The organism is Erysipelothrix sp. HDW6B (assembly GCF_011301115.1).
Classification (GTDB): domain Bacteria; phylum Bacillota_I; class Bacilli_A; order Erysipelotrichales; family Erysipelotrichaceae; genus Erysipelothrix; species Erysipelothrix anatis.
In genome coordinates, this window is the sequence record NZ_CP049860.1 from 652966 (window position 1) to 679396 (window position 26431).

Below are 26431 nucleotides of genomic sequence, written 5' to 3' on the forward strand. Positions count from 1 at the left end.
GCAAGGAGCCTTTTATTTTTGGTAGTCAACATCAGAAAGGTCGAAGCCATTAAGTGCTAAAAAATCATGCTTAAATTGTTCGAAATCCGTGATGGATTTAAAGTTTTCTGCTGTAACGTCATTTAAAATGGCCTGTACATCTAGTTGTGTTGCAGCGTCTAGCTCATACGCGTCTAAACGATAGAGCCCATCCGCATCAATAATCGCTTGATTTCCATAAATCATATCTTTGTACAAACGGTATTTATGCATTGTGATCGACTCATGTGTTTGCTTTATTTTCATGACTTTAAACAATGCACTTGCATACAAGGCAACAGTTGGAATGAATACAGACGCCTTGGTTACAACAGTTTTCGATGCTGAAATAATAGCTTCACCATGGATCGGTTGAAGCTTTTTATTAATTGCAGCATTAGCGCGTTCTAAGTCCCGTTTGGCGTTTCCGATAGTACCATCCTTGTAAATAGGATACGTGACTTCAGAACCGACGTATGTGTAGGTTACAACTTTAGCGTGGTCGTTTAGAAGATTGGCTTCTAGGAGCGCATCAATCCAAAGTTCGTAGTCATCACCACCCATAACAACTCGTGTATTCTCGATCTCTTCAGATGTTGCTGGCTGTAATGATTCTTGGAACAGTGTCTCTTTCGCAATATCGATTGAATATCCTTCAAAAGGTGTACCAATTGGTTTTAATGTTGATACAAATTTCTCTTGGGTATCGGGATGAATGCGAATACCACTAGCAACTGAATAGACGACTAAATCAATTTTGCGACCAGCTTCTACAAAATCAGCAATAACTTTTTGTTTCGTTTCATGGCTAAACGCATCAGCGTTCAAATCATCGGACGCATACCCATTTTCCTGTGCCAATGTAGCGAAAGCAGTATTGTTGTAGTAACCAGCACTTCCAGTGCTACGACCTTTAGGACCACGCTCAAAACTGACGTTGTAAGTATAGGCATGAGCATTGAATGTTAAGGCTATACGGGTTGCTAATCCATAGCCCGAACTTCCACCGATTATCAGAACATTGAGTGATTTTTCTGTGATATTTGGAAGATTTTGAACTTCTTTAATTTGATTTTTAATGTTTTGGAAACACCCTTCTGGGTGGGCATTGAGTGCGATATTATCGCGAATTAACGGTTTGATTGTCATCATAAACACGATTCTCCTTTGTTGACTTACAAAAATCATTATATTATCATTTAGTTTGAATATCAAACTATTTGTTTGGAGGTAAATTATGAACATTGATGATATCAAGCAATTAATAGACATTTTAGAAACATCAGGACTTGAGTCCTTAACCTATAAAAATCAAGATTTTGAAATCGCATTACAAAAACCAGTAACAAATACATTTATACCATCGCCATCGGCTCCGGCAGTGATTGCACCAGTTAATCCAGAACCAACATCTGCAACCAACGCGATGACATCTCCGTTAGTCGGTGTTTACTATAGTAAACCATCACCAGATGCACCTGAATTTGTAAAAGTAGGACAAACTGTCAAAGTTGGCGATATCCTTTGCATTATTGAAGCGATGAAAGTAATGAATGAAATCAAAGCGACACAAGCAGGTGTCGTAAAAGAAATCTATGTATCAGAAGGCGCTACGGTAGACTTTGATCAACCGTTATTTGTAATTGAATGACAATGATTCAAAAAGTTTTAATCGCAAATCGTGGTGAAATTGCTGTTCGGATTATTCGTGCATGCCGCGAATTGAACATCAAGACAGTGGCAGTTTATGCAACAGTTGACCGTGATTCGTTACATGTAAAGTTAGCCGATGAGGCAATATGTATTGGCGATCATCGTCTTGAAAATTCATATTTAAATCACAACGCAATTCTACAAGCTGCTGTGAATACTCAAGTCCAGGCGATACATCCTGGATTTGGTTTTTTGAGTGAAAATGCAGATTTTGTCCGTGCATGTGAACGTGTTGGAATTACCTTTATCGGACCCAGTGCAGACTTAATTGACAAAATGGGCGATAAACAAACTGCCCGAGAAACGATGATTGCTGCTGGAGTACCAATTGTGCCTGGATCAAAAGGGTTGATTCATGATTTAGCGCAGGCTTATCAGGTTGCACAAGAAATCGGTTATCCAGTGTTAATCAAGGCAACGGCTGGTGGCGGTGGTAAAGGCATGCGTGTTTGTTATGATGCCTCTTTATTGGAAGATGCTTTTAACCAAGCACGTCAAGAAGCTTTTAATGCATTCAATAATGCAGACGTCTATATCGAAAAATTTGTAGAAGGTCCCCGGCATATTGAAATTCAAATTCTAGGAGATAAGCATGGCAATAGTGTGCATCTTTTTGAACGTGAATGTTCGGTTCAACGCAACAACCAAAAAATGATTGAAGAAGCACCAGTTCAAAACCTATCATCTAAGACTCGAAAAAAACTGTATGATGTCGCTACAAAGGCTGCGAAACAAGTTCAATACGTCTCTGCAGGAACGTTGGAATTTATCATGGATAAAGACGAAAATTTTTACTTTATTGAGATGAATACCCGGATTCAAGTGGAACATCCAGTTACCGAATTAATAACCGGCGTGGATATTGTAAAAGAACAAATTCGAATTGCTGAAGGAAAGCCGCTCTCACTTAAGCAATCAGATTTAAAGACAAACGGCCATGCTATTGAGATTCGTGTCAATGCAGAAGATCCTGATCAAGGCTTTAGACCTATGGCAGGAACGTTGAATGGGCTTCATTTCCCAGGTGGAAATGGTGTTCGTATTGACTCGTTTGTGTACCAAGGGTATAAAATTCTTCCATTCTACGATTCAATGATTGCGAAAGTAATTGTACACGGAAGCAATCGTGATGAAGCAATGGAGAAAGCAATTCGTTGCCTAGAGGAAATTGACTTGGATGGCATTAAAACTAATGTGGACTTCCAACTCGAAATCCTTCTCAATCAAAAATTCCAAGACAATGTGTATGATACGACATTAGTTCAGACACTATTGAAGGGAGATAAACATGTTTAAAAATTTAAAAGATAAAAAATCAAAAGTAGATGCAATAAAAAATCCTGAATATTTATCTGCGTCAATCGAGGTTCCGGATGGCATGTATGACAAATGTCCTAAATGCGAAAAAACTCAGTTACTAGAAGTAATTCAGAATAATCGTTGGGTATGTCCTGCGTGCGACCATCATTATCGTATGCATGCAGCGTCACGCGTGCAAATGACCTTTGATAGTTTTCGAGTATTTAACCATCGGGTTAAATCAAAAGATCCTCTGAATTTTCCAGGATACGCTTCTAAGTTGGATGACTTAAATTCAAAACAAGGAGTCTACGATGCGGTTGTCTGTGGAGAAGCAACCCTTGGCAATCATGAAGTAATTGCAGTCATTATGGATTCAAATTTTCTCATGGGATCAATGGGAACTGTTGTTGGAGAAAAAGTAACACGTGCCTTTGAACGCGGTATGCAACAAAAGAAACCTGTCATTGTATTTAGTGCCTCTGGTGGTGCACGGATGCAAGAAGGGATGCTCAGTCTGATGCAAATGGCAAAAACAAGTGGAGCTGTCGGCCGTTTTCAAGATAATGGCGGCTTATTTATTAATGTCTTAACAGACCCGACTACAGGTGGTGTTACTGCTAGTTTTGCCATGCTTGCAGATATCATTCTTGCAGAACCTAAAGCACTTATTGGTTTTGCAGGACCGCGGGTGATTGAACAAACATTGAAACAACCATTACCAGAAGGGTTTCAAAAATCTGAGTTTTTATTAGAGAAGGGATTTGTGGATGCAATCGTATCACGTCATGATATGAAACAAGAACTCGTAAAAATACTTAGCATTCACGGTAAGTAACATGACGACTGCATGGGAAAAAGTTGAACGCGCGCGTTCAAAGAATAGAATTAACACACAAACAATTTTCGATACCATTCTTACAGATTTTATGGAATTTCATGGTGATCGCTACTTTGGTGATGACTCAGCCATTAAAGGCGGTATTGGTATGCTCAAAGATTTGCCAGTCACTGTGATTGGTGTTGTTAAGGGGCGCGATACCGAGGAAAACCTGAAAGCAAATTTTGGAATGGTACATCCGGAAGGGTATCGTAAAGCACTTCGTCTTATGAAACAAGCTGAAAAGTTTAAACGACCAATTATAACGTTTATTGATACACCAGGAGCGTATCCTGGTATTGGTGCAGAAGAACGCGGACAAGGGGAAGCAATTGCTCAAAATTTGATGCAAATGATGACCTTTGAAGTTCCTATTATTGCGGTTATTATTGGTGAGGCAGGGAGTGGTGGTGCACTAGCACTTGCTGTTGCGAATGAAGTATGGATGCTCGAAAATTCAATTTATAGCATACTCTCGCCAGAAGGCTTCGCCTCGATCTTATATAAAGATGCATCGAAGGCAAAGGAAATTGTTGATGATATGAAAATCACGAGTGATGCCCTTCTAACCCTGGGAATCATTGACGATATCATTGTGGAACATGATGATAACCAAGAATTAGCACAACAAATCGGTGATAAACTTTATCAATCGCTTTCAAAGTATAAGAAGAAGCGTGGTTCAAGTCTTGTAAAGCACCGTTATGAACGATTTAGAAATATGGGTGAGGTAGAACATGGTAACAAGTAAAATTATTGCTACAGGAAGACATGTGCCTGATTTTAAAGTGACCAATACTGACTTAAGTAAAATCATGGATACCAACGATGAATGGATTCAAAAAAGAACTGGAATTGAAGCCCGCCGTTTTAGTGATAAGAGTACAACCTATATGGCAACAGAAGCAGCTTTTGAAGCTCTCGCATCTTTGGATGTTGAGACCATTGATTGTATTATTGTGGCAACCTATACCCCAGATACTTTCATTCCAACGGTTGCGAACCAAGTTCGCTCAAACCTTGGGATTAAACGATCCATTCCTTCGTTCGATATCAATGCAGCATGTTCGGGATTCCTCTATGCTTTTCAAAACGCTCATGCATTCATCAAAGCCGAAGTATACAAGCGAGTGCTTGTGATTGGTGCTGATTTTAACTCGCGTTATCTAGACTTTACGGACCGATCAACTGCAATTTTATTTGGTGATGGTGCAGGTGCGATTGTGATGGAAGCGGCACCTTCAGGAACGATTGATTGTGTCATTGGCGGCGAAACAGATGTTTTGGCAAGTATTACGGCACCCAATTTAACCGATCATCCCAATCCATTGTTGCCTCGCGATTTAATTGCGCATGAACATTTCAAAATGAAAGGTTCGGATGTCTTTAAATTTGCGGTGAAAACGATGGAAACAGAAATTAATGCCATACTTCAAAAACATAAGTTGAGTATGGACGATATTGATTATGTGGTATCACACCAAGCCAATCAACGTATTCTTGATAGTGCAGCACGTGCACTCAAAGTACCCACAGATAAATTTTTGAGTAATGTAAAAGGGATTGGTAATACCTCTGCGGGAAGTGTGCCTATATTACTGGATGAAGCAGTTAAAGACGGCCGAATTCAACCCGGAATGAAAATAATTATGATAGCGTTTGGCGGTGGGCTGACCTACGGGACAGCGCTTCTGGACATCTAATTCAGTTGACAGATAAACGATAAATCTATATAGTTTGAATATCAAAGTAAATTAAAGGAGCAAAATTATGAACGAAAAAATTAAAGAAATAGTAGCAGAAATTTTAGATGTTGAGGTAGCAACAATTGCGGAAGATGCATCAATCTTAGATGATTTAGGAGCAGATTCAATTGCTGTGATGGAAATTGTCATGGAACTTGAAGGCGAATATGGTGTAGAAGTCCCAACTGAAGATATTCTGACATTAAAAACAGTAAATGATATTGTCGCATATATCGAATCGAAACAGTAATGACAGTTGGTTATATTTTTGCAGGCCAGGGCCAGCAGTTTGTATCCATGGGTGAAGATCTTGTAGCGTTGTACCCCAGTGCGGCACGTACATACGCTCAAGCATCACAAATACTAGGATATGATGTCTTAAAATTAGATGAATCACAACTTAGTGAAACACGATTTACCCAACCTGCACTCTATGTACTGCATACAGTTATTGCCCAATTACTAGAAACAAATAACATTTCAGCAAATGTCGTTTGTGGCTTGTCATTAGGGGAATACAATGCCATTACTGAAGCAGGAGTCATCGACTTTGAAACGGGACTCGCCCTTATCCAAAAACGAGCAGAAATTATGCATAATGCCCTCACTCCGTACACAAGTGGCATGGCAGCATGTCTCAAAACTGATCGTCATACGGTAGAAGCGGTACTTCAAGGACATGACGTCGCGATTTGTAATGTTAATACACCGTCACAAATTGTAATCGGTGGAAATGTAGAAGCGCTCGAAGCTGTTATTCCAGCGCTCAAAGAAGCTGGTGTTCGAATGGTGATACCTTTGAAAGTATCAACGGTATCCCATATGGCATTGCTCAAGCCCGCAAGTGCATTGTTACGCGGTGTACTTGAGTCAGTTCCCTTCAGAACACCTAAGATTTCATTCATCAACAATATTCATGCGCAAGTCCAATCAGATAATTTTGTGGATACATTAGCACGTCATATTTCCGAACCAACGGAACTAGCGGCATCAATCCAAAAAATGGTGGATATGGGTGTGGATACAATAATAGAGATTGGTCCTAAAGGGTCAATTTCTAAATTTGTAAAAGAGATATGTGGCGATACAGTAAAAACGTATAACGTCTATTCTGCTGAAACATTGGGAGGACTTATTGATGACCAATAAAATAGCAATCGTAACTGGCGCAACAAAAGGGATTGGCCTGGCTATTGCCCGCCAGTTAGAAAGTGACGGCTATCTTGTATATGGAACATATGTTCGAGATTATGAACCGGACTATGTTGCACGTCTTGAAACACCAACTTTTAAATTACATCAAGTAGATGCACGCAACCTTGAAGCTTGTGATGCTTTTATTAAAACAGTGCAGACCGAACAAGGTCGTATTGATGTTCTTGTCAATAATGCAGGCATCGTTAAAGACAACTTAATGATGCGCATGCAAGCCACTGACTTTACAGATGTTATAGATGTTAATTTGGTCGGACCTTTCAATATGGTTAAAGCAATTACGAAACCAATGATGCGCCAAAAAAGTGGTGCAATCGTCAATATTACGTCTGTAATTGGTGTGGTTGGCAATATTGGACAAGCAAACTATGCTGCAAGTAAAGCAGGTCTCATTGGCTTTTCTAAGAGCATTGCTAAAGAATTTGCGACGCGCGGTATTCGCGTTAACTGTGTTGCTCCAGGATTTATTGAAACGGAGATGACAGCGTCTCTTGACGAAGCCATCCGAAAACCAATCTTGGATGCAATTGCACTAAAACAATTTGGGGAACCCGAAGACATTGCACACGCTGTAAGCTTTTTAGTGAGCGACCAGGCAAAATACATAACTGGGCAAACACTCAATGTGTGTGGTGGTATGGTGATTTAGAGGTAACTATGAAAAAACGTGTAGTGATTACGGGACTCGGAATTGTGAGTCCTTTAGGTAATGATGTCGAAACCGCGTTTCAAAATGCTATTGATGGTATCAGTGGTATTGAACGCATAACTCATTTTGATACAACAGATTTAAAAGTAAAAATTGGAGCTCCGGTTAAGGATTTTGATGGGCTAAAGTATTTGACCAAGCGAGATGCGCGTCGTCAAGATCTTTTTAGTCAATTTGCGGTCTATGCTGCAAACGAAGCATATCGCGATGCTGGACTCAATGATGAAAATCACGATCCAAAGCGAACTGGAGTGATTATGGGAACCGGCATGGGTGGCATGCAGACCTTTGCAAATGACTTAAATCGTGCCTTTGAAGGCGGGTATGGTAAAATTCCACCAATGTTTATTCCAATGATTATTCCCAACATGGCAGCTGGTAATGTCGCGATTTCGCTGAATACAAAGGGTCATGTTTCATGTGTTACAACAGCCTGCGCTGCCGCAACACATGCAATTGGTGACGCATTTCGTATGATTCAATATGGCGATGCTGACATTATGCTAGCTGGGGGAACAGAAGCTGGTGTTTCACCGTATACACTTGCAGGATTTAATGCCTTAACCGCATTAAGTACTGAAGAGGATCCGTCACGTGCGTCACGCCCGTTTGATAAAAACCGTAACGGGTTTGTTTTAGGTGAAGGATCAGGTGTCCTTGTCTTAGAATCATATGACCATGCAATGGCTCGCGGAGCAAAGATTTATGGAGAAATGGTTGGATATGGTTCAACGTGTGATGCCTTTCATATTACTGCTCCAAATGGAGAAGGTGCTGTGGATGCGATGCGTCAGGCCTTAAGTGATGCAAATATGGTTCCAGAAGATATTTCATATATTAATGCGCACGGAACAAGCACCCCTTTAAATGATAAATTTGAATCCCAAGCAATCATGGAAGTTTTTGGAGATCAAGCATCTAAGGTCGCAATCTCCTCAACAAAATCTATGCATGGTCATGCTTTAGGTGGAACTGGTGGTATTGAAGCTGTTTTGTCTATTAAAGCAATGGAACGAAGCATTGTCCCACCAACTATAAATTATGAAACACCAGACGAAGACTGTCCTTTAGACTATGTCCCCAATGTCGCTCGCAAGATGGAAGTTAATGCAGTGATGTCGAATTCCCTAGGATTTGGTGGGCATAATGCTGTGATTGTCTTCAGAAAGGATGTGTAGTCTTATGTTAATGAACTCAAATGATATTCAAGCGATTATTCCACATCGATACCCATTTTTACTTGTTGATGCGGTGAAAACGATGACGGAAACATCTATTGTCGCAATTAAGAATGTATCGGCAAATGAGATGCAATTCATGGGTCATTTCCCTCAAAAACATGTGATGCCTGGCGTCTTGATTACAGAAGCTTTAGCACAAGCTGGAGCGATTGTATTGTTGTCGCAACCGCAATTCAAAGGGAAAATAGCCTATTTTGTTGGAATCGATAACTTTAAATTTAAGAAACAGGTTATTCCTGGAGATCAAATAGAACTTCATGTTGAACTCGTAAAACTCAAGAGTATTATGGGTATTGCAGAAGCAAAAGCGTATGTTAATGGGGAGGTTTGTGCCCTTGGAACAATCAAATTCGCCATTGGCGATTAAAACAGGAATCGATTTAGTGTATATGCCTCGTTTCGAGAAACATGTCACTGATCCGCGTTTCTTGCAACGTATCTTAACAGAGCGGGAAATAGTATTGTTTGAAAAACTTACCACACCTCGTCGAAGATTAGAGTTTCTTTGTGGTCGATATGCGTGTAAAGAAGCATATTCAAAGGCTATGGGAACTGGCATTGGTGTGACTGATTTTCATGATTTTGAAGTCTTGAAAAATGATTTAGGAGCTCCAATTAGCGATAAAGGCGCAGTCTCAATCAGCCATGATGGAGCGTATGCGATTGGAATGGTGATTATTTATGGATAATTTTTATATGTTAGTAACGTTTATTGCGTTGCCGTATTATTGGATTCGTTCGCAATGGTTGCGCCGTTATGGCTCAGATGACCAAATTGACCGTGAGTTGAAGATGTATTCACGTCATTATTTTGGTATCAGAGGTAAAACGATTACTCCGGTAAATCGACCGGTGGATCCAGGTACCTGTATCTACTTATCGAACCATCAATCCCATAATGATATTTTCGTTACCCTAGGAATTGTTGAAACACCATTCCGCTTTGTTGCCAAAAAAGAATTGTTTACAAGTTTTATAACAGGGTCATTTATGAAAATGTCCCGTTCGTATCCGTTAGATAGGGAAGACCCACGCCAATCATTGACCCTACTTAAACAAGCACTTGAAGATACTACTGAAGGACATTCTTTACTGGCATTTCCAGAAGGAACTCGGTCCCATCAGAAAGAAATGGTTGAATTTAAAGCGGGCATGTTTTCCGTGCTTCGAAAGAGTACGGTTCCAATTGTCCCAATGTACATCAAAAATAGCTATAAGAAAAACACACGTAATTATGAGGTGTTCTTTGGCGAACCCATGCTCCCGGAAACTTTTAATAAATTGAAGGGAACAGAATTAAGTCTTGAAGTCAAACGTCGTATGGAGATGTTGATGCAACAAGCTTATCAATAAAAAAAAGCGACTTATTAAAAGTCGCTTTTCATATCGCTGTCTGAAGTGTGTGTTTCATCGACTGTAATGGCAGCAAATGATCCCCGTGTTACTTCTTTGAGATGGAGTGGATTAAGGCCCATCTGCTGGCCTATTTTGCCTGCTGATACAATGATTTCATCCATCGACTGCGCAGAGTCAGCGATGACTGTTGGAAACTGTTTCTTCATGCCAAGTGGTGAGCATCCTCCCCGTACATATCCGGTCAAATCAAACAATTTATTTAAATGCAAAAGCTCGACCCGTTTTACACCAAGTGCCTTGGCTGCTTTTTTCATATCGATATGATCAAAAATTGGAATAACCGCTACAAAATGATCGTTACCACTTTCAAGGACAATCGTCTTAAATACCTTTTGGGCTGGCTGATTGATTTGAGTGGGCACATCGATTCCTTTTTCTATCTCATCTTTGCTATATTCGTACATATTATATGCATATTTTTTTTGATCAAGAATACGCATTGCGTTTGTTTTCTTTATTTTCATGTAATCACCTACAAATAGTCTAACACAGAGTTAGAGCGAGATATAGTAAATCGTGTGGAATCATGTACCTGTCGCTTCGGATTAACGTAAACATCAGGAATTATGTGGAATGTTAATTCAAAGGGGTAAATGCTTGAATATGTGCCTTGCTATTGGTATTCTTGTTACATCAAGCAAAGTAAATAACATGTGTTAAGTGCCAGAAGGATGGGAAGTCGCCTCTGGACGAAACGAAAGTGCAGTGTGTTATTGCCTCCGTTGCATAACTTTTCTTTAACTTGCTTGAAAAGAAAAGAGGATTTGAAATGAAAACAAAACAAATAGCAGTGATGGCAATGTTTGTTGCAATACAAATTGTTGTATCACGTTTATTGAGTGTGACGACTCCGATCACAAAGATCAGCTTTACGTTTATACCCTTAGCAGTAACTGGGTATTTAATGGGTGTTAAAAAATCGATGCTTATCGCGATAATTGCCGATCTAATTGGAGCTACACTATTGCCTTCGGGGCCCTATTTTCCAGGGTTTACCGTCTCTGCAGCCGTAACTGGTGCAGCATGGGGAATGTTGAAAGGTAAGGATAAACCGTGGCTTTGGGTCATTGGGATTTCTTTCTTTCATTTTGCGTTTGTAAGCTTGTTGTTGAATTCGACCTGGATCTATATGATGGGTGGGAAAGCCTTTTCCGCAATCATTGGGCCTCGTGTTTTAAAGTCAGCGATTATGCTCCCACTAGAAATAATTATTAACGGTTCACTCATCACAGCGCTACAACGCCAAAAATTTGGTGAGAAACTGATAAATGGTCTATAATAGACCATTTTTATTATGGTACACTAGGTGTAATTGAAGGGGTGATAGTATGAAAAATGATGCATTAATTTCACAAGAAGCAAAGTATGAAAAAATTAGTGTCGTTGCGGACCAACTTGGTCTCGAAGATACCGAGTATGAAGTGTATGGTAACTACAAAGCAAAACTTGATTTATCACTGTTAGACCGCCCACGAAAAGCAAAACTAATTCTGGTGACAGCTATTAATCCAACACCAGCGGGTGAGGGAAAAACAACGGTTAATATTGGATTGTCGATGGCGATGAACCAACGCGGTTATAAGACGGTGACAGCACTTCGAGAACCATCTTTGGGGCCAGTGTTTGGCATGAAAGGTGGCGCAACCGGTGGAGGATATTCACAGGTTATTCCAATGGATGATATTAACCTCCATTTCAATGGTGACTTTCATGCAATTACGGCTGCACATAACTTACTAGCAGCTATGATTGATAATCATATTTATCATGGTAATGAACTCAAAATCGATCTTAATAATATTGTTTGGGGACGTGCATTAGATACGAATGATCGTGCCTTACGACGTCTTCAAATTGAAAGCAAAAAAACACCACATCAAACATTTTTTGATATTACAGCAGCGTCGGAAATTATGGCGATTTTCTGCTTAGCAAAAAATATGGATGATTTACGAAACCGTCTGTCAAATATTATCGTTGCTTATGATATCGAAGGCCACGAAATCCTTGCGAAAGACCTCGAAGCAGTGGGGGCGATGTTACTCTTATTAAAAGATGCGATGCGTCCTAACCTTGTGCAAACACTAGAAAATACACCGGCAATTATCCATGGTGGACCATTTGCAAATATTGCCCATGGTTGCAACTCAATTCTTGCGACTGAGATGGCAATGAAGCTTGGTGATTACGTTGTAACTGAAGCGGGATTCGGTGCAGATTTGGGTGCAGAAAAATTTTACGATATCAAATGTCGTATTGGAGGATTTAAACCAGATGCAACAGTTTTGGTAGCGACAATACGTGCCTTGAAGTATAACGGAGGCGTTTCGGTTCATGACTTGAATGAAGAAAATCTTGAAGCGTTGGCACTTGGAAGTGCTAACCTTAAGCAGCATCTTGAGAACATGCGGAAGTATAGTGACAACATCGTGATCGCTATTAACCGATTCCCAAGTGATACGAAAGCAGAAATTGAGTACCTTCAAACATTAGCATCGACGCTCAATGTTTCAATCATTCTAACCGATGTTTATGGCCAAGGGGGTTCGGGTGCACTCGAACTTGCTGATCACGTTGTTGCCTTGTGCGAAAAAAATAACCGTTTCAATTACCTTTATGACGCATCTGTCGATGTTTACAAAGCGATTGAGACAGTTACTTCAGAAATATACCGTGCGAATCGGGTAGAATATTCTGATATAGCGAAAGCGAAAATTGATAAGATTTTGGAAACCTATCCGCAAGGACTGCCAGTGTGTATCGCTAAAACACAATATTCCTTTAGTGATGACCCTAAAGCACTGAATGCCCCGCGTGATTTTGTCGTCAATGTTCGCGATGTGCGTTTAGCCAAGGGTGCTGGATTTTTGGTAGTATTATTGGGAGCAATTATGACAATGCCTGGATTACCAAAAATACCAAATGCTGTAAACATGGACTATGATGGTACGGTCATTGGATTAACATAAGACGCATATGCGTCTTTTCTTTTTTCTTCAAATGAAATCGCATACAACACAGACTCATAAATTGTGATAAACTATCTGTAGTAAATGAGGTCAGAAAAGATATGGAAACTAATGTCAATGAATTACTAAAAAATGAATTAAATCAATTCAAAGCACACCAAATTGATGCTGTTTTGGATTTAATGGCAGATGGCAATACTGTTCCGTTTATTGCACGTTATCGTAAGGAAGTTACGGGAAGTCTTGATGAGGTACAAATCCGTGAAATTGCAGACCGTTTTGAGTATCTTACAAATCTTGAAAAACGAAAAGAAGAAGTTATTCGTCTCATTGATGAGCAAGGGAAATTGACGGAAACGTTACTTGCAGACATTCAAAATGCGTCGGTTCTTCAAAAAGTCGAGGATTTATACCGTCCGTATAAACAAAAACGCCGCACAAAAGCGACAATCGCCCGTGAGCGCGGTTTAGAGCCGTTAGCGATCGAGTTTATGGCATTACCAGATTCGTTCAATCTGGAAGGGCTGGACGCATACCTAAACGAAGAGTTCGAACTCAATACCCGCGAGGATGTTTTAGCGGGCGTTCACGAAATTATCGCGGAGGTTGTTTCGGATGAGCCAAGTTATCGCGAATGGATTCGTGATATGACCTCAAAACATGGGGTTGTAGTCAGTAAAGTTAAAGATGCAGATAAAGATGAGCGTGAAGTCTATGAGATGTATTACGAGTTTTCACAGCCTGTTGATAAAATTGCATCGCATCGAATTTTAGCACTAAACAGAGCAGAAGCAGAAGGTGTTTTAAAAGTTGATATTGAGATTGATGAAGCTCGTATTCTTGAGTACTTCCGTCGTCGCATAATTGGGAACAAGAGTAACTCCGCAACTGTTGAATATGTTCAAAATGGTTACACAGATAGTTACAAACGGTTCATTAAGCCGGCCATTGAACGTGAAATTCGAAATATGATGACAGAAAAAGCAGATAAACAAGCAATTCATATTTTCGGTGAAAATCTTAGAAATTTACTGCTCCAAGCACCTTTAAAAGGACAAACGGTTATGGGATTTGACCCAGCGTATCGTACCGGTTGTAAGTTAGCAATCGTTGACGCAACGGGGAAAGTTGGTTCTATTGATGTTATCTATCCACATGAACCGGCCCCTGAGCATAAGCGCGCTCAAGCTGCGACAATTTTCAAAAATCTTATTACAAAATTTGATGTAGATACCGTTGCCATTGGTAATGGTACAGCGTCTCGTGAATCGGAAGCTTTCGTTGCAAAAGCTTTAAGTGAACTTGGTGGTAAAACTGCCTTCGTTATTGTGAATGAGGCAGGAGCATCTGTATATTCTGCTTCTGATGTTGCACGTAAAGAATTTCCAGATTTACAAGTTGAACAACGTTCGGCTGTAAGTATTGGACGTCGCCTTCAAGATCCACTGGCGGAACTCGTGAAAATCGATCCGAAATCTGTTGGTGTCGGTCAATACCAACATGATGTTTCCCAAAAAGAGTTAACGACTGCACTTGATTTTGTCGTTGAAACAGCAGTTAACCAGGTTGGGGTTGATGTGAATACAGCATCACCACAGCTCTTAGAATACGTTGCTGGGCTGACAAAAACAACAGCACAAAACATTGTGACTTATCGTGAAGAACATGGCATTTTTAAGAATCGTAAGGCGATTAAAGATGTACCGCGTTTAGGTCCTAAATCATATGAACAAGCAATCGGATTCTTACGAATTCCAAACGGGGAGTATATCCTCGATAACACAGCAATTCACCCTGAAGCATATGCTACTACTGAAAAAATCTTAAAGCACTCAAATATTAAACCTGAGGAATTGGGAACAGAAGCAACGAAAGGCAAAATTGAAGGCATGTCAATTAATGAGCTTGCTTCGTTATACGATATTGGGAAGGTTACTTTAGAAGATATTTTTGCTGCATTAAAACAACCAGGACGTGACATGCGCGAATCAATGGCAGGGCCATTATTACGTAAAGATGTCTTGAGTATGGAAGATTTAAAACCAGGTATGGAACTTCAAGGAACTGTTCGAAATGTCGTGGATTTCGGTGCCTTTGTTGACGTCGGAGTTAAACAAGATGGTCTGGTTCATATTTCTAAATTAAGTAAACAATTTGTAAAACACCCAACTGATGTTGTTTCAGTTGGCGATATTGTTCAAGTCTGGGTACTTGAAGTTGATCTCAAGAAACAGCGAATTCAACTTTCAATGCTACCTTTGGATGCGTCATAATAAATCATGTTGGATACCTAGAATGTAGGAGCATTCATGAAAAATCAAAAACTAGTTCTAATTTACGTGGTTTTAGCACTCAGTCACGTTCTCTCAATCACCTCATTAGTGATGCAGCGAAATGAAATCATCATGACACTATCACTGATTTTGAAGTTATTTGTGACGGTGAAACTTTTAATTCCATCGCGATCAAAGTTGCTGTTAGCAAGTTTAATTGCGCAAATTGCAAGCTTTGGCGTATCGTTTATTAGTGGAACGTTTCTTCTTGCTCAGTCTGGAGAAATAGCCCGAACAGTTGGAAACCAGTCGTTCGCACTACAAATATCTTACATTTTGATGGGAATTGCTGATGCACTCGTTATTCTTTACGTATCTAAACTTTCGCGTAATCCGTTCTTGACACGTATTTATCAAGTATTATCCTTTGTTATGGTTATGTTCGTAAGCGTTGGAACACTCGGATTTGCTTTTCCGATTCCTACAATATTGGATGTCATGGTATCGGTGTTCGAAGTTACAGGTTATGCGGGATTTGTAGCAACCCTTTTAACAGAACTTTATCTCAACACTAAATCTTTAAAGACGGAGGAAATATGAAAACGAAAGACCAAATAACGCAAACAATGATCCTCATCAGTGGATTGATCATCTCGATGCTTGCGACAGTATTGAAACAATATCCTATTGTCATGGTAATTGGATTAGGGATTCAAATATTTGCAACATTTAAGTTATTCACAATTACCAAAAACAAGTATTTAATTTGGAGTCTAGCGTCCTTAATGCTAAGTTTTGCGATTGTCTTTTTGAGCGGTACATTTGTTCCAATGATGACAACTGATATGTTCACAATGATCGCAATTTTATCCAATTTCTTGCTAATTACGTATGTTCTAATTCGGATGGCAGATGTCCTTCTAATGGTTTACGCGTCAGAGAATGCGCATAATGATTTCTATAAGCGATTCTATCAATTTCTTGCCATTTCGTTTACAGTGATGATTTTAGTAGGTTCCATCGGAACCTTCCTTGAAGGATTCACAATTATTCTGGTGCTTGTCTCAGTATTGGAGTTTGTATTCAGAATAGGTTTTATTCTAGCATTGATTCTAGAAGTCTATCATTCAAAAAAAGAGGCCTAACCTCTTTTTTGTTTAAAAGGCACTTGATTTCACAATATTGTCTTTCGATCTAAAACTGTCTAAAATAACCTAAGAAAGAGGTACCACATGGACTTTATTACGCTTTGCTATCACGAATTTCGAGATACCCCAATAAATACAGAAATACAGTCTATCCCCGTTGAAGTTGCGAACGGATACCAGGATAATTTACCCATCGCGTTGTATACGGATATTCAAGACTTTAAAGAACAAATGCAGTATTGTATTAATAATGGCTTTAATTTCATAACTATAGAGGATGTTGAAGCTTTTTATAAAGATCGAAAGATGTTGCCGTCTAAAGCGATATTATTGACATTTGATGACGCTTATCAGTCGATGAAAAAACTTGCTTATCCGCTGCTTAAAGCAAACAAAATTCCGGCGACTATGTTTGTAGTTAGTGGTTGGATGTATGAAAAGAGCAAAGCATGGGATGCTACAGTTGCTCAAACAATGTCTTGGACAGATCTCGAGACAATGTCAGATTGTCTTACAACCGCAAATCATACCCATTGGATGCATCAACGTACTCATCTTCAAGGTTCTATTCAGACAGAACCCAAGCAAGCTGTGGTAGATGATATTCTAAAGTGTGCAACATATGTCGATGCACCTAAAATATTTGCATATCCATTTGGATTTTATGATCCTTCGGTATTTGCGTCTTTGGAAAATGCTAACATAGAATTCGCATTTACAACAAAGCCAGGTGTCAACACCTTAAGTACCCCACGGTTCGAGCTTAAACGCAATATCATTCCTTATAAAATGCCGCTTTCGGCATTTGTTGAACTGTTAGAAAAGAGATAAAATGAAGAAAATAATTACACTATTACTCTGTTTATTCGTCCTTGCTGGATGTTCAAACACACCCAAACCAGATTTAGAAACACCTTTAAAAGTAGGAACACTTGCAGCTGAATCCGCATTGCCAATTATTATTGCACATGAGGAAGGATTCTTTAAGAGTGAAGGAATAAATGTTGAAATTGTTCCGTTTGCCAATCCTCAAGAACGAAATGCAGCAGCACAAAGTGGTGCTATTGACATGATGATTGCTGACGCAATGACAGCATTTGCGTTTCAAGAACAAGGATTTCCATATATTATAACCTCAGATATTAACGAAGATTTTAAAATTATTGCATCACCTAATTCCGGTATCACAACGATGAAAGATCTGCAAGATCAACGTGTTGCACTGATTCCAGGTCTGTTATTAGAGTATGTAATGGATGAGATTGCTGCAAAAGACGCATTTGATTATCAAGTTTTAGCGATGGCATCTTTTCCTGGGCGTTTTGAGGGACTACTTCAAGACCAATTCGAAGCAGTAGTGTTTACAGAACCACAAGCAGGTATGCTAGTTGCTCAAGGTGCACATTTACTCGGAAGCTCAAGTGAGTATGGCATCAAGGGCGGAAGTTTGCTAACGAAGAAAGATCGGATTGAGAAAGATCCAGAAATTATTGCTCGCTTCTACCGTGCGTATAATCAAGGGGTTGAGTACCTTAACAAGAATCAATCAGAAGCTTATGCAGCCGTGTTGACACAATATGCATTCCCACCTCAAATGGGATCCTACATTGATCAAAAAACGACCCCATTTGAGAAAGCAAAACCAGTTTCAAATGATCAACTCGAATCGATTGCGACATGGTCTCTCAATAAGGGATTAGTAGAACAGTTACCGACCATCAAAAATACCGTTAATTTTAGTTTTATCGAAGAATAGGCCAGTCCTATTCTTTTTTGTATGTGTGTGAGTAGTAGGTGGTCTCATGGTGGATGATTCATCAAAATATATTGGTCTGTTTTTATAGTTTTTTCTCTTCCTATTTATATAGTGAATAATGTGGGGGACAATTTGTGGTTATCCCAAAATTAATTTTTGGTAAGTTATTGATATTCGGCTTAAATAGCGTAATATAGTAAGGAAGCTTGTTTGATTGAGACGCATGTTTGTGGTACGATTTACCTAGCATGCTCGAACTAAAACAAGTGAAAAGACGAAGCAATGCAGACATGAAAAGGAGGCAACGATGACACGGAAAATAAAAATTGCAATTTGCGTTGTTGGAGCAATCATTCTATCGATAATCGATTGGAGATTGGGCTTAGGTTGGTTGATTGGTTGGACTAGTTTACTGACACTCGAACATTTCAGAAATTTGTTCTATAACATCATACTCGATGAACAACAGTTTACAGTCAAAAAGTACGTTGGATACATCATCTTTGTATTTGTGATTTTATGGTTACCCTTGCTCTTGGCATTTATGTTCCCGGCATGGATTAATCCTTATGCGATAGCGGCAACATACTTGCTAGACCGTTTGCTACTTTTTATGACAGGAATTTTTACAAAGGAGAAGGCAAATGTTGCAAGTTGAAGTTTATTCGATTTTGATCATTACAATTGGTCTCTCCATCGCGTTTTATGTCGGAGGCAAGCGGCTTAAGAATTTGCCGCTTACTGAAAAGCCTCGCGGAGGCGTCTTAAAAGCAATACTTTATGTTAAGACGATTTCTGATTTCACAATTCAAAACATGGGTGAAAAACACGGGCGACGAATGGCAGCGTATATTGGAAGTGTATTTATTTACATTCTAGTTGCAAACATGTTCGGACTAACAGGATTAGCTGCACCTACAAGTAATTATTCAGTAACACTTGTACTTGCAATTATTACATTCCTTTTAATTCAACATGCAAAAATAGATGCAAATGGCGTAAAGGGATACGTCAAAGGATTCTTTGAACCGTTTTTCCCCTTTGTCATTCCGAACTTTTTCGGAACGGTAGCACCACTGATCAGTTTGTCACTCCGTTTATTCGGAAATGTACTCTCAGGAACGGTTATTATGACATTGCTCTATACGTTTACGGGTTGGATTAGCAGTTTTATCCCCGGTATCGGTGGATTTAACTTCTTCGGAGTGATTGTTGCTCCAGTATTACATTTATATTTCGATATGTTCTCTGCATTTTTGCAGGCGTTCATATTTATATCATTAACATCGATCTTAATCGCTGTTGAATATCAAGACTAAACTAAGGAGGATATTATTAATGGAAGCAGTAAGTATTGGAAAAGGATTGGTAGCGATCGCTGCCGCACTAGCAGTTATGACAGGTATTTTCTCAACAGTAGGACAAGGTTATGCAGCCGCTAAAGCTGTAGAAGCCGTAGGTAAAAACCCAGAAGCAGAAAGTAAAATTCGTTCAATGTTAATTCTTGGAGCGGGTATTGCTGAAACAGCTGCGATTTACGGTATGCTTATCGCATTCTTATTAATTTTTGTATTCTAATAATCAAAGGAGGGTATTATGAATTTAGATATTGCTGCAAAGCTAATGCCAGATCCTTGGACGATGGCTGCACAACTTGCGGCCACTTTTGTAATCTACATTATGTATCGCAAGTACCTTCACGAGCCTGTACAAAAATATTTGGACGCGCGTGCTGAACGTATGGCTGAAGAAATGAAAGAAGCAGAAGCGTACCGATTGGAAGCAAAAACAATGAGTGCTCAAGCACAGGAAGCATATTCTGAATCAATGGATAAACTAAAAATCGTTGAAGCGGATATGTTACGCGATGCTGAAAATAAAAAACAAGCAATTATTGATTCTGCTCAAGAAGAAATTGAAAATGAGAAAATCAAAATGGCAGAAGCCTTAAAAAATGAAAAAGCTGCACTTTACCGCGAAGTATCTACATACATGTTGGATACAGCTGTAGCGGTAAACCGCAAAGTATTGTCGGAGCGTGAATTAGATCACTCTTCAATGCTCCAAGACCTAGAGAAGGAAATGGAAGCTTATGATCATAAGCACTAAGCAATACGCTCAAGCTCTATTTGAAGTGTCTCAGGAACAAAACGTAGTTATGGATGTCTATGCGGAGTTACAAGTCGTCTCGCTGATACTTGAAGATGAAAAAATCAATCGTATTTTTACCCGAACATATCAAGACGAAACAATTCTTGATCCGTTGTGGAAAACGTTGCGATCGCACTTTTCAAAGCAAGTTGTCAATTTCTTACAACTTCTTTATCAAGCAAACATGATGAAGAGTTATGAGCGCGTAATGGCAGCATTTCGTGATTTATTAGAAATTCATGAATACTTAAGTCGTGTGGATGTAGTTAGCGCGATAGCATTGAGTGATCAAGAAAAAATATCATTACAAAAAACGTTGAAAGAAAAATATAAAGGCGACTTAGAAATGCACTATGAGATTGATGCAAACTTGCTTCAAGGCATGATTGTTCATGTTCGTAGTGATATCTATGATACCTCAGTAAAAAGTAAACTGGATCGTATTATTAACCAAGGAGGATTACAACAATGAGCAATCAATCAGCAAACATTCTCGAAATGTTAAAAGAACAAATTGCTGGAATTGAATTTGACACGAAGAGCGAGGATATTGGTCGCGTATTTAAAGTAGGTGACGGTATTGCGTTTGTTCGTGGTTTAGACCAAGTCCTCTCGGGGGAAATGCTACGTTTTAGTGATGAGGTTTATGGACTCGCACTGAACCTTGAAGAGAACCAAGTCGGGGTTGTTCTACTTGGTGATGACTCATTAGTTAAAGAAGGTGACGTCGTCTATCGAACCCAACATATCATTGAAGTGGGTGTTGGTGATGGTCTTTTAGGACGTGTCGTTGACGCATTAGGACATCCTATTGATGGTCTTGGAGAAATCAACTATGAAGGACACCGTCCTGTTGAACGTGTTGCTCCAGGTGTTATGACACGCCAGTCAGTACACCAACCTTTACATACGGGACTTAAAGTCATCGACTCTATGATTCCAATTGGTAAAGGTCAACGTGAATTAATTATCGGTGATCGTCAAACAGGTAAAACAAGTATTGCATTGAATGCAATCATCAACCAAAAAGGTCAAGATGTTAACTGTATTTATGTTGCTATCGGACAAAAAGCTTCAACCGTTGCAATGGTTGTTGAGAAACTTAAGGAACATGGTGCAATGGATTATACCGTTGTCGTATCAAGTACAGCCAGTGAACTCGCACCACTTCAGTATCTTGCACCGTATACAGGGGCAGCGATTGGTGAACACTGGATGGATAATGGTAAAGATGTATTAATTGTTTATGATGACTTATCAAAACATGCGGTAGCATATCGAACAATCTCATTACTATTACGTCGTCCTGCAGGTCGTGAAGCCTATCCCGGAGATGTTTTCTACCTTCACTCACGTTTGCTTGAGCGAAGTGCAAAACTAAACGAAAACTACGGTGGTGGATCAATGACTGCGTTACCTATCATTGAAACACAAGCTGGTGATATATCCGCATATATACCAACAAACGTTATTTCAATTACAGATGGCCAATTATTCTTGAACTCAGATTCATTCAATAGTGGTTTTAGACCAGCTGTCGATAGCGGAATGTCAGTTTCACGGGTTGGATCAGCCGCACAAACAAAAGCGATGAAACAAGTTGCCTCATCATTGAAACTTGAATTAGCGACATATCATGAGCTGTTATCATTTGCTCAGTTTAGTACTGACATTGATCCAGCAACCCAAAAAATTATTGACCATGGGAACCGTCTTACTGAATTGCTCAAACAAGGAGCACTTTCAAAGACACCTCACGAATTGATGATTGTAAGTATGTTCTTAAATAAATACGGGTTCCTCGATATGCTAAGTGTAAAAGAAGTTTTACCATTCGAAAAGTTCTTACATGAACGCTTTGTTTCATCACATCAAGATCTTTTAGATCAAATAAAAGCGAACTTTACACTTGATGATGCCCTAATTGAGACGCTCAAAACAGTAATCAACGAAGAATTAGAGCGCTTTAAGATAAGAAATAATGCCTAATACACAAGCCATAAAAAAAAGAATCCGGTCCATCAAATCGACACAAAAAATCACGAAAGCAATGAAGCTTGTTTCGTTGAGCAAACTTCAACGGTATCGTGATCGAAAAGGACACTTCGAAGCCTATTACGATGCTGTGAGTCATGCGACAACACAGTTTATAGATTTTGAAGTGGCGACGGATGATAAACCAAAATTGTATTTTGTTGTGATGCCTGATTTGGGATTGTGCTCAGCTTATATTCAAGGTAATATGCGAAAGTTACTTTCTGTATATAAACCTGAAGATAGTGCAGTTGTTATTGGGACACAAAGTTATGAATCACTAAAAAACAAGTCAGTTACAATCGTTAACCCGATGCAATCGAGTGAACATTTTGAGTTGTTTGATGCTGTAAAACTATTAAAGCCGTATCTTGCAACGCACCAAATTGTTACGATTGTCCCTGATTATGCTAATGCACTGAATCTTGAATTCGAACTCCATACGTTACCTACAGTGGTGTCGGGAGCACGTGATCAAGTAATTTACGAACCGAATTTTGAAGATGTTGCCTCAATCATGATTCAACAAGCACTCATGGCGTTGTTGCGTCACACATATCTGACATCAAAAGTAAGTGAGCATACGACACGCCGTATTGCGATGGAAAAAGCAACAGACAGTGCAGAAGACATGATTGAAGATTTAGGTCGAAAATATAACCGTATTCGTCAAGAGGCGATTACACAAGAGATATCTGAAATTGTTTCAGGAATGGAGGGTTAACGATGAAAGGTAGAATTGTACAAATAGTAGGACCAGTTGTTGATGTTCGTTTTGATAGTGAACATATGCCGAAACTCTACAATGCGCTTGTAGTTGAACACGGTGAACTCAAAGTAACACTTGAAGTATCACAACATATTGGTAATGATTTAGCCCGTTGTATTGCAATGGGAACTACTGATGGATTATCTCGTAATCTTGAAGTCGTTGATACAGGAGCAGCTATTAAAGTTCCTGTCGGCCAAGCTATTCTTGGACGTATGTTTAATGTCTTGGGTGAACCAATTGATGAAAAACCATTTGACAGTGAAGGCGTGGAATTCCATGAAATCCACCGTTCTGCACCGTTATTTAAAGATCAAAAAACAACCAATACAGTATTAGAAACCGGGATTAAGGTCATTGATTTACTTTGCCCTTATCCACAAGGTGGAAAAATTGGTCTCTTTGGAGGGGCTGGTGTTGGTAAAACCGTGTTAATGCAAGAACTTATTCACAATATTGCAATTGAGCATAGTGGACTATCAGTAGTTGCTGGTGTTGGAGAGCGAACACGTGAAGGAAATGATTTGTATCACGAAATGAAAGATGCAAATGTTCTTGATAATACAGTTCTTGTCTATGGACAAATGAACGAATCTCCAGGGGCCCGTATGCGTGTTGCATTATCAGGGCTAACTATGGCGGAAAACTTCCGTGACAACAATAAGCAGGATGTTCTTTTATTCATCGATAATATTTTCCGTTTCACGCAAGCGGGATCTGAAGTATCCGCATTGTTAGGGCGTATGCCTTCGGCTGTTGGATACCAACCAACACTTGCTACAGAAATGGGACAACTTCAAGAACGTATTACATCTACAACAGATGGATCAATTACATCCATTCAAGCGATTTACGTTCCAGCGGATGATCTAACTGACCCTGCTGCAGCGATTACATTTACGCACTTGGATGCGAAAACAGTATTGGATCGAAATATTGCGGCGCTTGGAATTTACCCAGCGGTTGACCCATTAGAGTCAAGTAGTAATCTGTTGTCCGAAGATGTTGTTGGTGAAGAACATGTCTATGTTGCAACAGAAGTTCAAAAAATACTTCAACGATATAAAGAACTCCAAGATATTATTGCGATTCTTGGAATGGACGAACTGAGTGAATCGGATAAGCAAATTGTAAACCGTGCACGTAAAATTCGTAATTTCTTGTCACAACCATTCTTTGTTGCAGAAACATTCTCAGGAATATCAGGATCCTATGTATCAATTGCTGATACTGTTCGAAGTTTCAAAGTAATCCTTGACGGTGAAGTCGATCATTTACCAGAACAAGCATTCCTCTTTGTCTCGACAATTGAAGAAGTGTACAAGAAAGCAGAAGGGATGATGTAACGTCATGTTTACCTTTAAACTGCTTACACCCAATGGGCTCTATAAAACATTAGAGATAGATTCCGTAACTTTGCCAACCACGGATGGCCAGCGAACCATGCTCGCTAACCATATGGCAACAGTAATGCCAATTGATATTGGTGTTATGTATACAAAGACAAACTCTGAAATCGAAAATTTTGTGGTTTCAGAGGGACTCTTTACATTTGAAAACAACGTTGCTACACTATTAGTATCTTCAGTTGAATCAGAATCAGATATTGATTTTGAACGTGCAGCTAAAGCAAAAGCACGTGCTGAGGAACGCATAGAAAGTAACAATCAACAACTATACGATATGAAGCGTGCTGAACTCGCGCTAAAACGATCGTTAACGAGGTTAAAACTTAGAAAATGATACGTTCAATTAAATCATTCTTGAAGAAACGCACTATTCCTCAATATATCGCAATGGGCTTCGCATCAACAATTTTTGTTGGTGCTTGTTTGCTTTCTTTACCTATCGCATCTCGTGATGGGACGTGGACCAATTTTCTGGATGCGCTCTTTGTCGCAACATCCGCGGTTTGTGTTACTGGTCAAACTACAGTAAATACAGCTGCACATTGGAACTATTTTGGAAGCACAGTCATCATTTCCCTAATTGAAATTGGTGGGCTTGGATTCATGTCAGTTTTTGTTTATTTCTTCCTGTTTATGGGTAAGAAAATGACATTACGACAACGCCATTTACTCCAAGAATCTGTTGGTGCTGAAAATGCTGCCGACGCACAAAAATTAATCCGCTATATCGTTAAATTCTCATTGTCAGTACAGGCACTTGGGGCAGCGGTATTAGCAATCGATTTTATTCCTAAATTTGGATTTCTAAAAGGAATCTACTTCTCAATGTTCCACTCCATTTCCGCATTTAATAATGCTGGATTTGATTTGTTTGGAAACAGTCTCGAAGGGTTTACACAAACACCTCTAGTACTACTCACAATCGGAGGTCTCATATTCTTTGGAGGTCTTGGATTTATCGTGTGGCGTGATTTGTTGACGTTTAAACGAAAAAAACGTTTACTTATACATACGAAAATTACGTTAATTACGACAGTTGGTATTTTAATTATCAGTTTTGTTCTTTTTTGGGTTAGTGAATCAAGACATGGGACATTTGCTGGATTGCCACTGTGGGATCAGCTTGTAAATACACTCTTTATGGCGATTACACCTCGTACAGCAGGGTATGCCAATGTTAACTACGCGTTTATTTCTCCAATGGGAATATTCTTAACCATTATTCTGATGTTTATCGGTGCTTCATCCGGTTCAACAGGTGGTGGAGCCAAAGTTACAACATTCGCAACATTATTCCTCTTTATGCGTGGTGTCTTCAGTGATACTCAACCGCGTTTTCAATCGAGAGCTATTCCAATGGATCGCGTTATTAAAGCGTTGATGATTCTATTTATTGGGATTGCGATTGTAGTCAGTGCATCACTCATTCTATTCATCACTGAAACCATTCCGCCAGAATTTGGTATTGAATATATCCTGATGGAAGTCTTCTCATGCTTTGGAACTGTTGGACTCACCATGGGGTTAACACCAAACTTAACAAGTATTGGAAAAATCGTATTAATTATTGTAATGTTCGCAGGCCGTATCGGGTTGTTAACATTCTTCTTATCATTCGGAAACCATTCGGATATGAAAGAACCAACTTTAAAATACCCAGAAGCAAATATATTAGTGGGTTAGGAG

Annotated in this window: 31 protein-coding genes and 1 riboswitch; of the genes, 29 read left to right on the top strand and 2 right to left on the bottom strand. The window is 39.3% G+C overall.

Annotation, left to right across the window (positions count from 1 at the left end):
- Window positions 1-12: 12 nt before the first annotated feature.
- Window positions 13-1170, bottom strand: coding sequence for an enoyl-ACP reductase FabV (gene fabV, locus G7061_RS03110; RefSeq protein WP_166118850.1), 1158 nt, complete (start codon window positions 1168-1170; stop codon window positions 13-15).
- Between the two features lie 85 nt (window positions 1171-1255).
- Between fabV and accB the strand changes: the two genes are divergently transcribed.
- The 12 genes from accB to G7061_RS03170 all read left to right on the top strand — a co-directional run bounded on the left by accB (window position 1256) and on the right by G7061_RS03170 (window position 10173).
- Window positions 1256-1669 (top strand): acetyl-CoA carboxylase biotin carboxyl carrier protein, encoded by a 414-nt coding sequence (gene accB / locus G7061_RS03115; protein ID WP_159645855.1) that lies wholly within the window; start codon window positions 1256-1258, stop codon window positions 1667-1669.
- 2 nt (window positions 1670-1671) lie between these two features.
- Entirely contained in the window at window positions 1672-3027 is a 1356-nt protein-coding gene (accC, locus tag G7061_RS03120; protein WP_166118855.1) for an acetyl-CoA carboxylase biotin carboxylase subunit, read from the top strand.
- A complete protein-coding gene (gene accD / locus G7061_RS03125) occupies window positions 3020-3868 on the top strand; it encodes an acetyl-CoA carboxylase, carboxyltransferase subunit beta (RefSeq protein WP_159640820.1) in 849 nt (282 codons plus the stop codon). Before accC ends, accD begins: the two co-directional genes overlap by 8 nt.
- A gap of 1 nt (window position 3869) precedes the next feature.
- Window positions 3870-4661, top strand: a complete 792-nt coding sequence (locus G7061_RS03130) for an acetyl-CoA carboxylase carboxyltransferase subunit alpha (RefSeq protein ID WP_166118862.1) — start codon at window positions 3870-3872, stop codon at window positions 4659-4661.
- The gene (locus tag G7061_RS03135) at window positions 4648-5613 is read left to right on the top strand and encodes a beta-ketoacyl-ACP synthase III (RefSeq protein WP_166118866.1); all 966 of its coding nucleotides are present in this window, start codon (window positions 4648-4650) and stop codon (window positions 5611-5613) included. Before G7061_RS03130 ends, G7061_RS03135 begins: the two co-directional genes overlap by 14 nt.
- A gap of 67 nt (window positions 5614-5680) precedes the next feature.
- A complete protein-coding gene (locus tag G7061_RS03140) occupies window positions 5681-5905 on the top strand; it encodes an acyl carrier protein (RefSeq protein ID WP_159635569.1) in 225 nt (74 codons plus the stop codon).
- The gene (locus tag G7061_RS03145) at window positions 5905-6804 is read left to right on the top strand and encodes an ACP S-malonyltransferase (RefSeq protein ID WP_159640814.1); all 900 of its coding nucleotides are present in this window, start codon (window positions 5905-5907) and stop codon (window positions 6802-6804) included. Before G7061_RS03140 ends, G7061_RS03145 begins: the two co-directional genes overlap by 1 nt.
- A complete protein-coding gene (gene fabG, locus G7061_RS03150; RefSeq protein WP_166082910.1) occupies window positions 6794-7519 on the top strand; it encodes a 3-oxoacyl-[acyl-carrier-protein] reductase in 726 nt (241 codons plus the stop codon). Before G7061_RS03145 ends, fabG begins: the two co-directional genes overlap by 11 nt.
- An 8-nt stretch (window positions 7520-7527) precedes the next feature.
- A complete protein-coding gene (gene fabF, locus G7061_RS03155; protein ID WP_166118873.1) occupies window positions 7528-8757 on the top strand; it encodes a beta-ketoacyl-ACP synthase II in 1230 nt (409 codons plus the stop codon).
- 4 nt (window positions 8758-8761) lie between these two features.
- Window positions 8762-9187 (top strand): 3-hydroxyacyl-ACP dehydratase FabZ, encoded by a 426-nt coding sequence (gene fabZ / locus G7061_RS03160; RefSeq protein ID WP_159640805.1) that lies wholly within the window; start codon window positions 8762-8764, stop codon window positions 9185-9187.
- Window positions 9156-9509 (top strand): holo-ACP synthase, encoded by a 354-nt coding sequence (gene acpS, locus G7061_RS03165; RefSeq protein WP_205700110.1) that lies wholly within the window; start codon window positions 9156-9158, stop codon window positions 9507-9509. Before fabZ ends, acpS begins: the two co-directional genes overlap by 32 nt.
- Complete coding sequence (locus G7061_RS03170) at window positions 9502-10173, top strand: 1-acyl-sn-glycerol-3-phosphate acyltransferase (RefSeq protein ID WP_159640799.1); 672 nt, start codon at window positions 9502-9504, stop codon at window positions 10171-10173. The genes acpS and G7061_RS03170 overlap by 8 nt, the downstream gene beginning before the upstream one ends.
- Before the next feature lie 14 nt (window positions 10174-10187).
- Here G7061_RS03170 and ybaK read toward each other — a convergent pair whose 3' ends face one another.
- The gene (gene ybaK, locus G7061_RS03175; RefSeq protein ID WP_236262207.1) at window positions 10188-10700 is read right to left on the bottom strand and encodes a Cys-tRNA(Pro) deacylase; all 513 of its coding nucleotides are present in this window, start codon (window positions 10698-10700) and stop codon (window positions 10188-10190) included.
- Between the two features lie 172 nt (window positions 10701-10872).
- Window positions 10873-10963: riboswitch (THF riboswitch) on the top strand.
- 42 nt (window positions 10964-11005) lie between these two features.
- Between ybaK and G7061_RS03180 the strand changes: the two genes are divergently transcribed.
- From G7061_RS03180 to G7061_RS03260, 17 genes are all read left to right on the top strand, one after another.
- Window positions 11006-11515, top strand: coding sequence for a folate family ECF transporter S component (locus G7061_RS03180; RefSeq protein WP_159635551.1), 510 nt, complete (start codon window positions 11006-11008; stop codon window positions 11513-11515).
- A gap of 49 nt (window positions 11516-11564) precedes the next feature.
- Window positions 11565-13205, top strand: a complete 1641-nt coding sequence (locus tag G7061_RS03185) for a formate--tetrahydrofolate ligase (protein WP_166118881.1) — start codon at window positions 11565-11567, stop codon at window positions 13203-13205.
- Window positions 13206-13306: 101 nt separating this feature from the next.
- Complete coding sequence (locus G7061_RS03190; protein ID WP_166118886.1) at window positions 13307-15478, top strand: Tex family protein; 2172 nt, start codon at window positions 13307-13309, stop codon at window positions 15476-15478.
- A 36-nt stretch (window positions 15479-15514) separates the two neighbouring features.
- A complete protein-coding gene (locus G7061_RS03195; RefSeq protein ID WP_166118892.1) occupies window positions 15515-16078 on the top strand; it encodes a hypothetical protein in 564 nt (187 codons plus the stop codon).
- On the top strand, window positions 16075-16623 hold the full coding sequence (locus G7061_RS03200) for a hypothetical protein (RefSeq protein ID WP_159640787.1): 549 nt from the start codon (window positions 16075-16077) through the stop codon (window positions 16621-16623). The genes G7061_RS03195 and G7061_RS03200 overlap by 4 nt, the downstream gene beginning before the upstream one ends.
- Before the next feature lie 87 nt (window positions 16624-16710).
- Window positions 16711-17457 (top strand): polysaccharide deacetylase family protein, encoded by a 747-nt coding sequence (locus G7061_RS03205; protein ID WP_159640785.1) that lies wholly within the window; start codon window positions 16711-16713, stop codon window positions 17455-17457.
- Between the two features lies 1 nt (window position 17458).
- Window positions 17459-18382, top strand: coding sequence for an ABC transporter substrate-binding protein (locus tag G7061_RS03210; RefSeq protein WP_166118896.1), 924 nt, complete (start codon window positions 17459-17461; stop codon window positions 18380-18382).
- Window positions 18383-18689: 307 nt separating this feature from the next.
- Window positions 18690-19040, top strand: coding sequence for a hypothetical protein (locus tag G7061_RS03215; RefSeq protein ID WP_159640779.1), 351 nt, complete (start codon window positions 18690-18692; stop codon window positions 19038-19040).
- The gene (locus tag G7061_RS03220; protein ID WP_159635524.1) at window positions 19027-19701 is read left to right on the top strand and encodes a F0F1 ATP synthase subunit A; all 675 of its coding nucleotides are present in this window, start codon (window positions 19027-19029) and stop codon (window positions 19699-19701) included. The genes G7061_RS03215 and G7061_RS03220 overlap by 14 nt, the downstream gene beginning before the upstream one ends.
- 19 nt (window positions 19702-19720) lie before the next feature.
- Entirely contained in the window at window positions 19721-19960 is a 240-nt protein-coding gene (gene atpE / locus G7061_RS03225) for an ATP synthase F0 subunit C (RefSeq protein WP_159635521.1), read from the top strand.
- Window positions 19961-19978: 18 nt separating this feature from the next.
- The gene (locus G7061_RS03230; protein WP_159635518.1) at window positions 19979-20491 is read left to right on the top strand and encodes an ATP synthase F0 subunit B; all 513 of its coding nucleotides are present in this window, start codon (window positions 19979-19981) and stop codon (window positions 20489-20491) included.
- Window positions 20475-21005, top strand: a complete 531-nt coding sequence (gene atpH / locus G7061_RS03235) for an ATP synthase F1 subunit delta (RefSeq protein WP_166118904.1) — start codon at window positions 20475-20477, stop codon at window positions 21003-21005. Before G7061_RS03230 ends, atpH begins: the two co-directional genes overlap by 17 nt.
- Complete coding sequence (atpA, locus tag G7061_RS03240) at window positions 21002-22522, top strand: F0F1 ATP synthase subunit alpha (RefSeq protein ID WP_159635512.1); 1521 nt, start codon at window positions 21002-21004, stop codon at window positions 22520-22522. Before atpH ends, atpA begins: the two co-directional genes overlap by 4 nt.
- Window positions 22515-23291, top strand: a complete 777-nt coding sequence (locus G7061_RS03245) for a F0F1 ATP synthase subunit gamma (protein WP_166118909.1) — start codon at window positions 22515-22517, stop codon at window positions 23289-23291. Before atpA ends, G7061_RS03245 begins: the two co-directional genes overlap by 8 nt.
- A gap of 2 nt (window positions 23292-23293) precedes the next feature.
- On the top strand, window positions 23294-24682 hold the full coding sequence (atpD, locus tag G7061_RS03250; RefSeq protein WP_159635506.1) for a F0F1 ATP synthase subunit beta: 1389 nt from the start codon (window positions 23294-23296) through the stop codon (window positions 24680-24682).
- Window positions 24683-24686: 4 nt separating this feature from the next.
- Window positions 24687-25079 carry an ATP synthase F1 subunit epsilon gene (gene atpC / locus G7061_RS03255; RefSeq protein ID WP_159640767.1) on the top strand — a complete coding sequence of 131 codons (393 nt, stop codon included), beginning with the start codon at window positions 24687-24689 and terminating at the stop codon, window positions 25077-25079.
- A complete protein-coding gene (locus tag G7061_RS03260) occupies window positions 25076-26428 on the top strand; it encodes a TrkH family potassium uptake protein (RefSeq protein ID WP_207948918.1) in 1353 nt (450 codons plus the stop codon). Before atpC ends, G7061_RS03260 begins: the two co-directional genes overlap by 4 nt.
- Window positions 26429-26431 lie beyond the last annotated feature (3 nt).

Excerpts from the sequence above, each read along its gene's own strand:
- G7061_RS03130 (WP_166118862.1), top strand. The coding sequence starts at position 3,870 with ATGACGACTGCATGGGAAAAAGTTGAACGCGCGCGTTCAAAGAATAGA.
- atpE (WP_159635521.1), top strand. The coding sequence starts at position 19,721 with ATGGAAGCAGTAAGTATTGGAAAAGGATTGGTAGCGATCGCTGCCGCA.
- G7061_RS03245 (WP_166118909.1), top strand. The coding sequence starts at position 22,515 with ATGCCTAATACACAAGCCATAAAAAAAAGAATCCGGTCCATCAAATCG.
- fabV (WP_166118850.1), bottom strand. The coding sequence starts at position 1,170 with ATGATGACAATCAAACCGTTAATTCGCGATAATATCGCACTCAATGCC.
- G7061_RS03205 (WP_159640785.1), top strand. The coding sequence starts at position 16,711 with ATGGACTTTATTACGCTTTGCTATCACGAATTTCGAGATACCCCAATA.
- G7061_RS03210 (WP_166118896.1), top strand. The coding sequence starts at position 17,459 with ATGAAGAAAATAATTACACTATTACTCTGTTTATTCGTCCTTGCTGGA.
- G7061_RS03200 (WP_159640787.1), top strand. The coding sequence starts at position 16,075 with ATGAAAACGAAAGACCAAATAACGCAAACAATGATCCTCATCAGTGGA.
- G7061_RS03220 (WP_159635524.1), top strand. The coding sequence starts at position 19,027 with ATGTTGCAAGTTGAAGTTTATTCGATTTTGATCATTACAATTGGTCTC.
- G7061_RS03195 (WP_166118892.1), top strand. The coding sequence starts at position 15,515 with ATGAAAAATCAAAAACTAGTTCTAATTTACGTGGTTTTAGCACTCAGT.
- fabG (WP_166082910.1), top strand. The coding sequence starts at position 6,794 with ATGACCAATAAAATAGCAATCGTAACTGGCGCAACAAAAGGGATTGGC.
- atpA (WP_159635512.1), top strand. The coding sequence starts at position 21,002 with ATGAGCAATCAATCAGCAAACATTCTCGAAATGTTAAAAGAACAAATT.
- accB (WP_159645855.1), top strand. The coding sequence starts at position 1,256 with ATGAACATTGATGATATCAAGCAATTAATAGACATTTTAGAAACATCA.
- accC (WP_166118855.1), top strand. The coding sequence starts at position 1,672 with ATGATTCAAAAAGTTTTAATCGCAAATCGTGGTGAAATTGCTGTTCGG.
- ybaK (WP_236262207.1), bottom strand. The coding sequence starts at position 10,700 with ATGAAAATAAAGAAAACAAACGCAATGCGTATTCTTGATCAAAAAAAA.
- fabF (WP_166118873.1), top strand. The coding sequence starts at position 7,528 with ATGAAAAAACGTGTAGTGATTACGGGACTCGGAATTGTGAGTCCTTTA.
- G7061_RS03185 (WP_166118881.1), top strand. The coding sequence starts at position 11,565 with ATGAAAAATGATGCATTAATTTCACAAGAAGCAAAGTATGAAAAAATT.
- G7061_RS03140 (WP_159635569.1), top strand. The coding sequence starts at position 5,681 with ATGAACGAAAAAATTAAAGAAATAGTAGCAGAAATTTTAGATGTTGAG.
- atpC (WP_159640767.1), top strand. The coding sequence starts at position 24,687 with ATGTTTACCTTTAAACTGCTTACACCCAATGGGCTCTATAAAACATTA.
- G7061_RS03145 (WP_159640814.1), top strand. The coding sequence starts at position 5,905 with ATGACAGTTGGTTATATTTTTGCAGGCCAGGGCCAGCAGTTTGTATCC.
- fabZ (WP_159640805.1), top strand. The coding sequence starts at position 8,762 with ATGTTAATGAACTCAAATGATATTCAAGCGATTATTCCACATCGATAC.
- G7061_RS03180 (WP_159635551.1), top strand. The coding sequence starts at position 11,006 with ATGAAAACAAAACAAATAGCAGTGATGGCAATGTTTGTTGCAATACAA.
- G7061_RS03170 (WP_159640799.1), top strand. The coding sequence starts at position 9,502 with ATGGATAATTTTTATATGTTAGTAACGTTTATTGCGTTGCCGTATTAT.
- G7061_RS03230 (WP_159635518.1), top strand. The coding sequence starts at position 19,979 with ATGAATTTAGATATTGCTGCAAAGCTAATGCCAGATCCTTGGACGATG.
- G7061_RS03135 (WP_166118866.1), top strand. The coding sequence starts at position 4,648 with ATGGTAACAAGTAAAATTATTGCTACAGGAAGACATGTGCCTGATTTT.
- atpH (WP_166118904.1), top strand. The coding sequence starts at position 20,475 with ATGATCATAAGCACTAAGCAATACGCTCAAGCTCTATTTGAAGTGTCT.
- G7061_RS03260 (WP_207948918.1), top strand. The coding sequence starts at position 25,076 with ATGATACGTTCAATTAAATCATTCTTGAAGAAACGCACTATTCCTCAA.
- atpD (WP_159635506.1), top strand. The coding sequence starts at position 23,294 with ATGAAAGGTAGAATTGTACAAATAGTAGGACCAGTTGTTGATGTTCGT.
- accD (WP_159640820.1), top strand. The coding sequence starts at position 3,020 with ATGTTTAAAAATTTAAAAGATAAAAAATCAAAAGTAGATGCAATAAAA.
- G7061_RS03215 (WP_159640779.1), top strand. The coding sequence starts at position 18,690 with ATGACACGGAAAATAAAAATTGCAATTTGCGTTGTTGGAGCAATCATT.
- G7061_RS03190 (WP_166118886.1), top strand. The coding sequence starts at position 13,307 with ATGGAAACTAATGTCAATGAATTACTAAAAAATGAATTAAATCAATTC.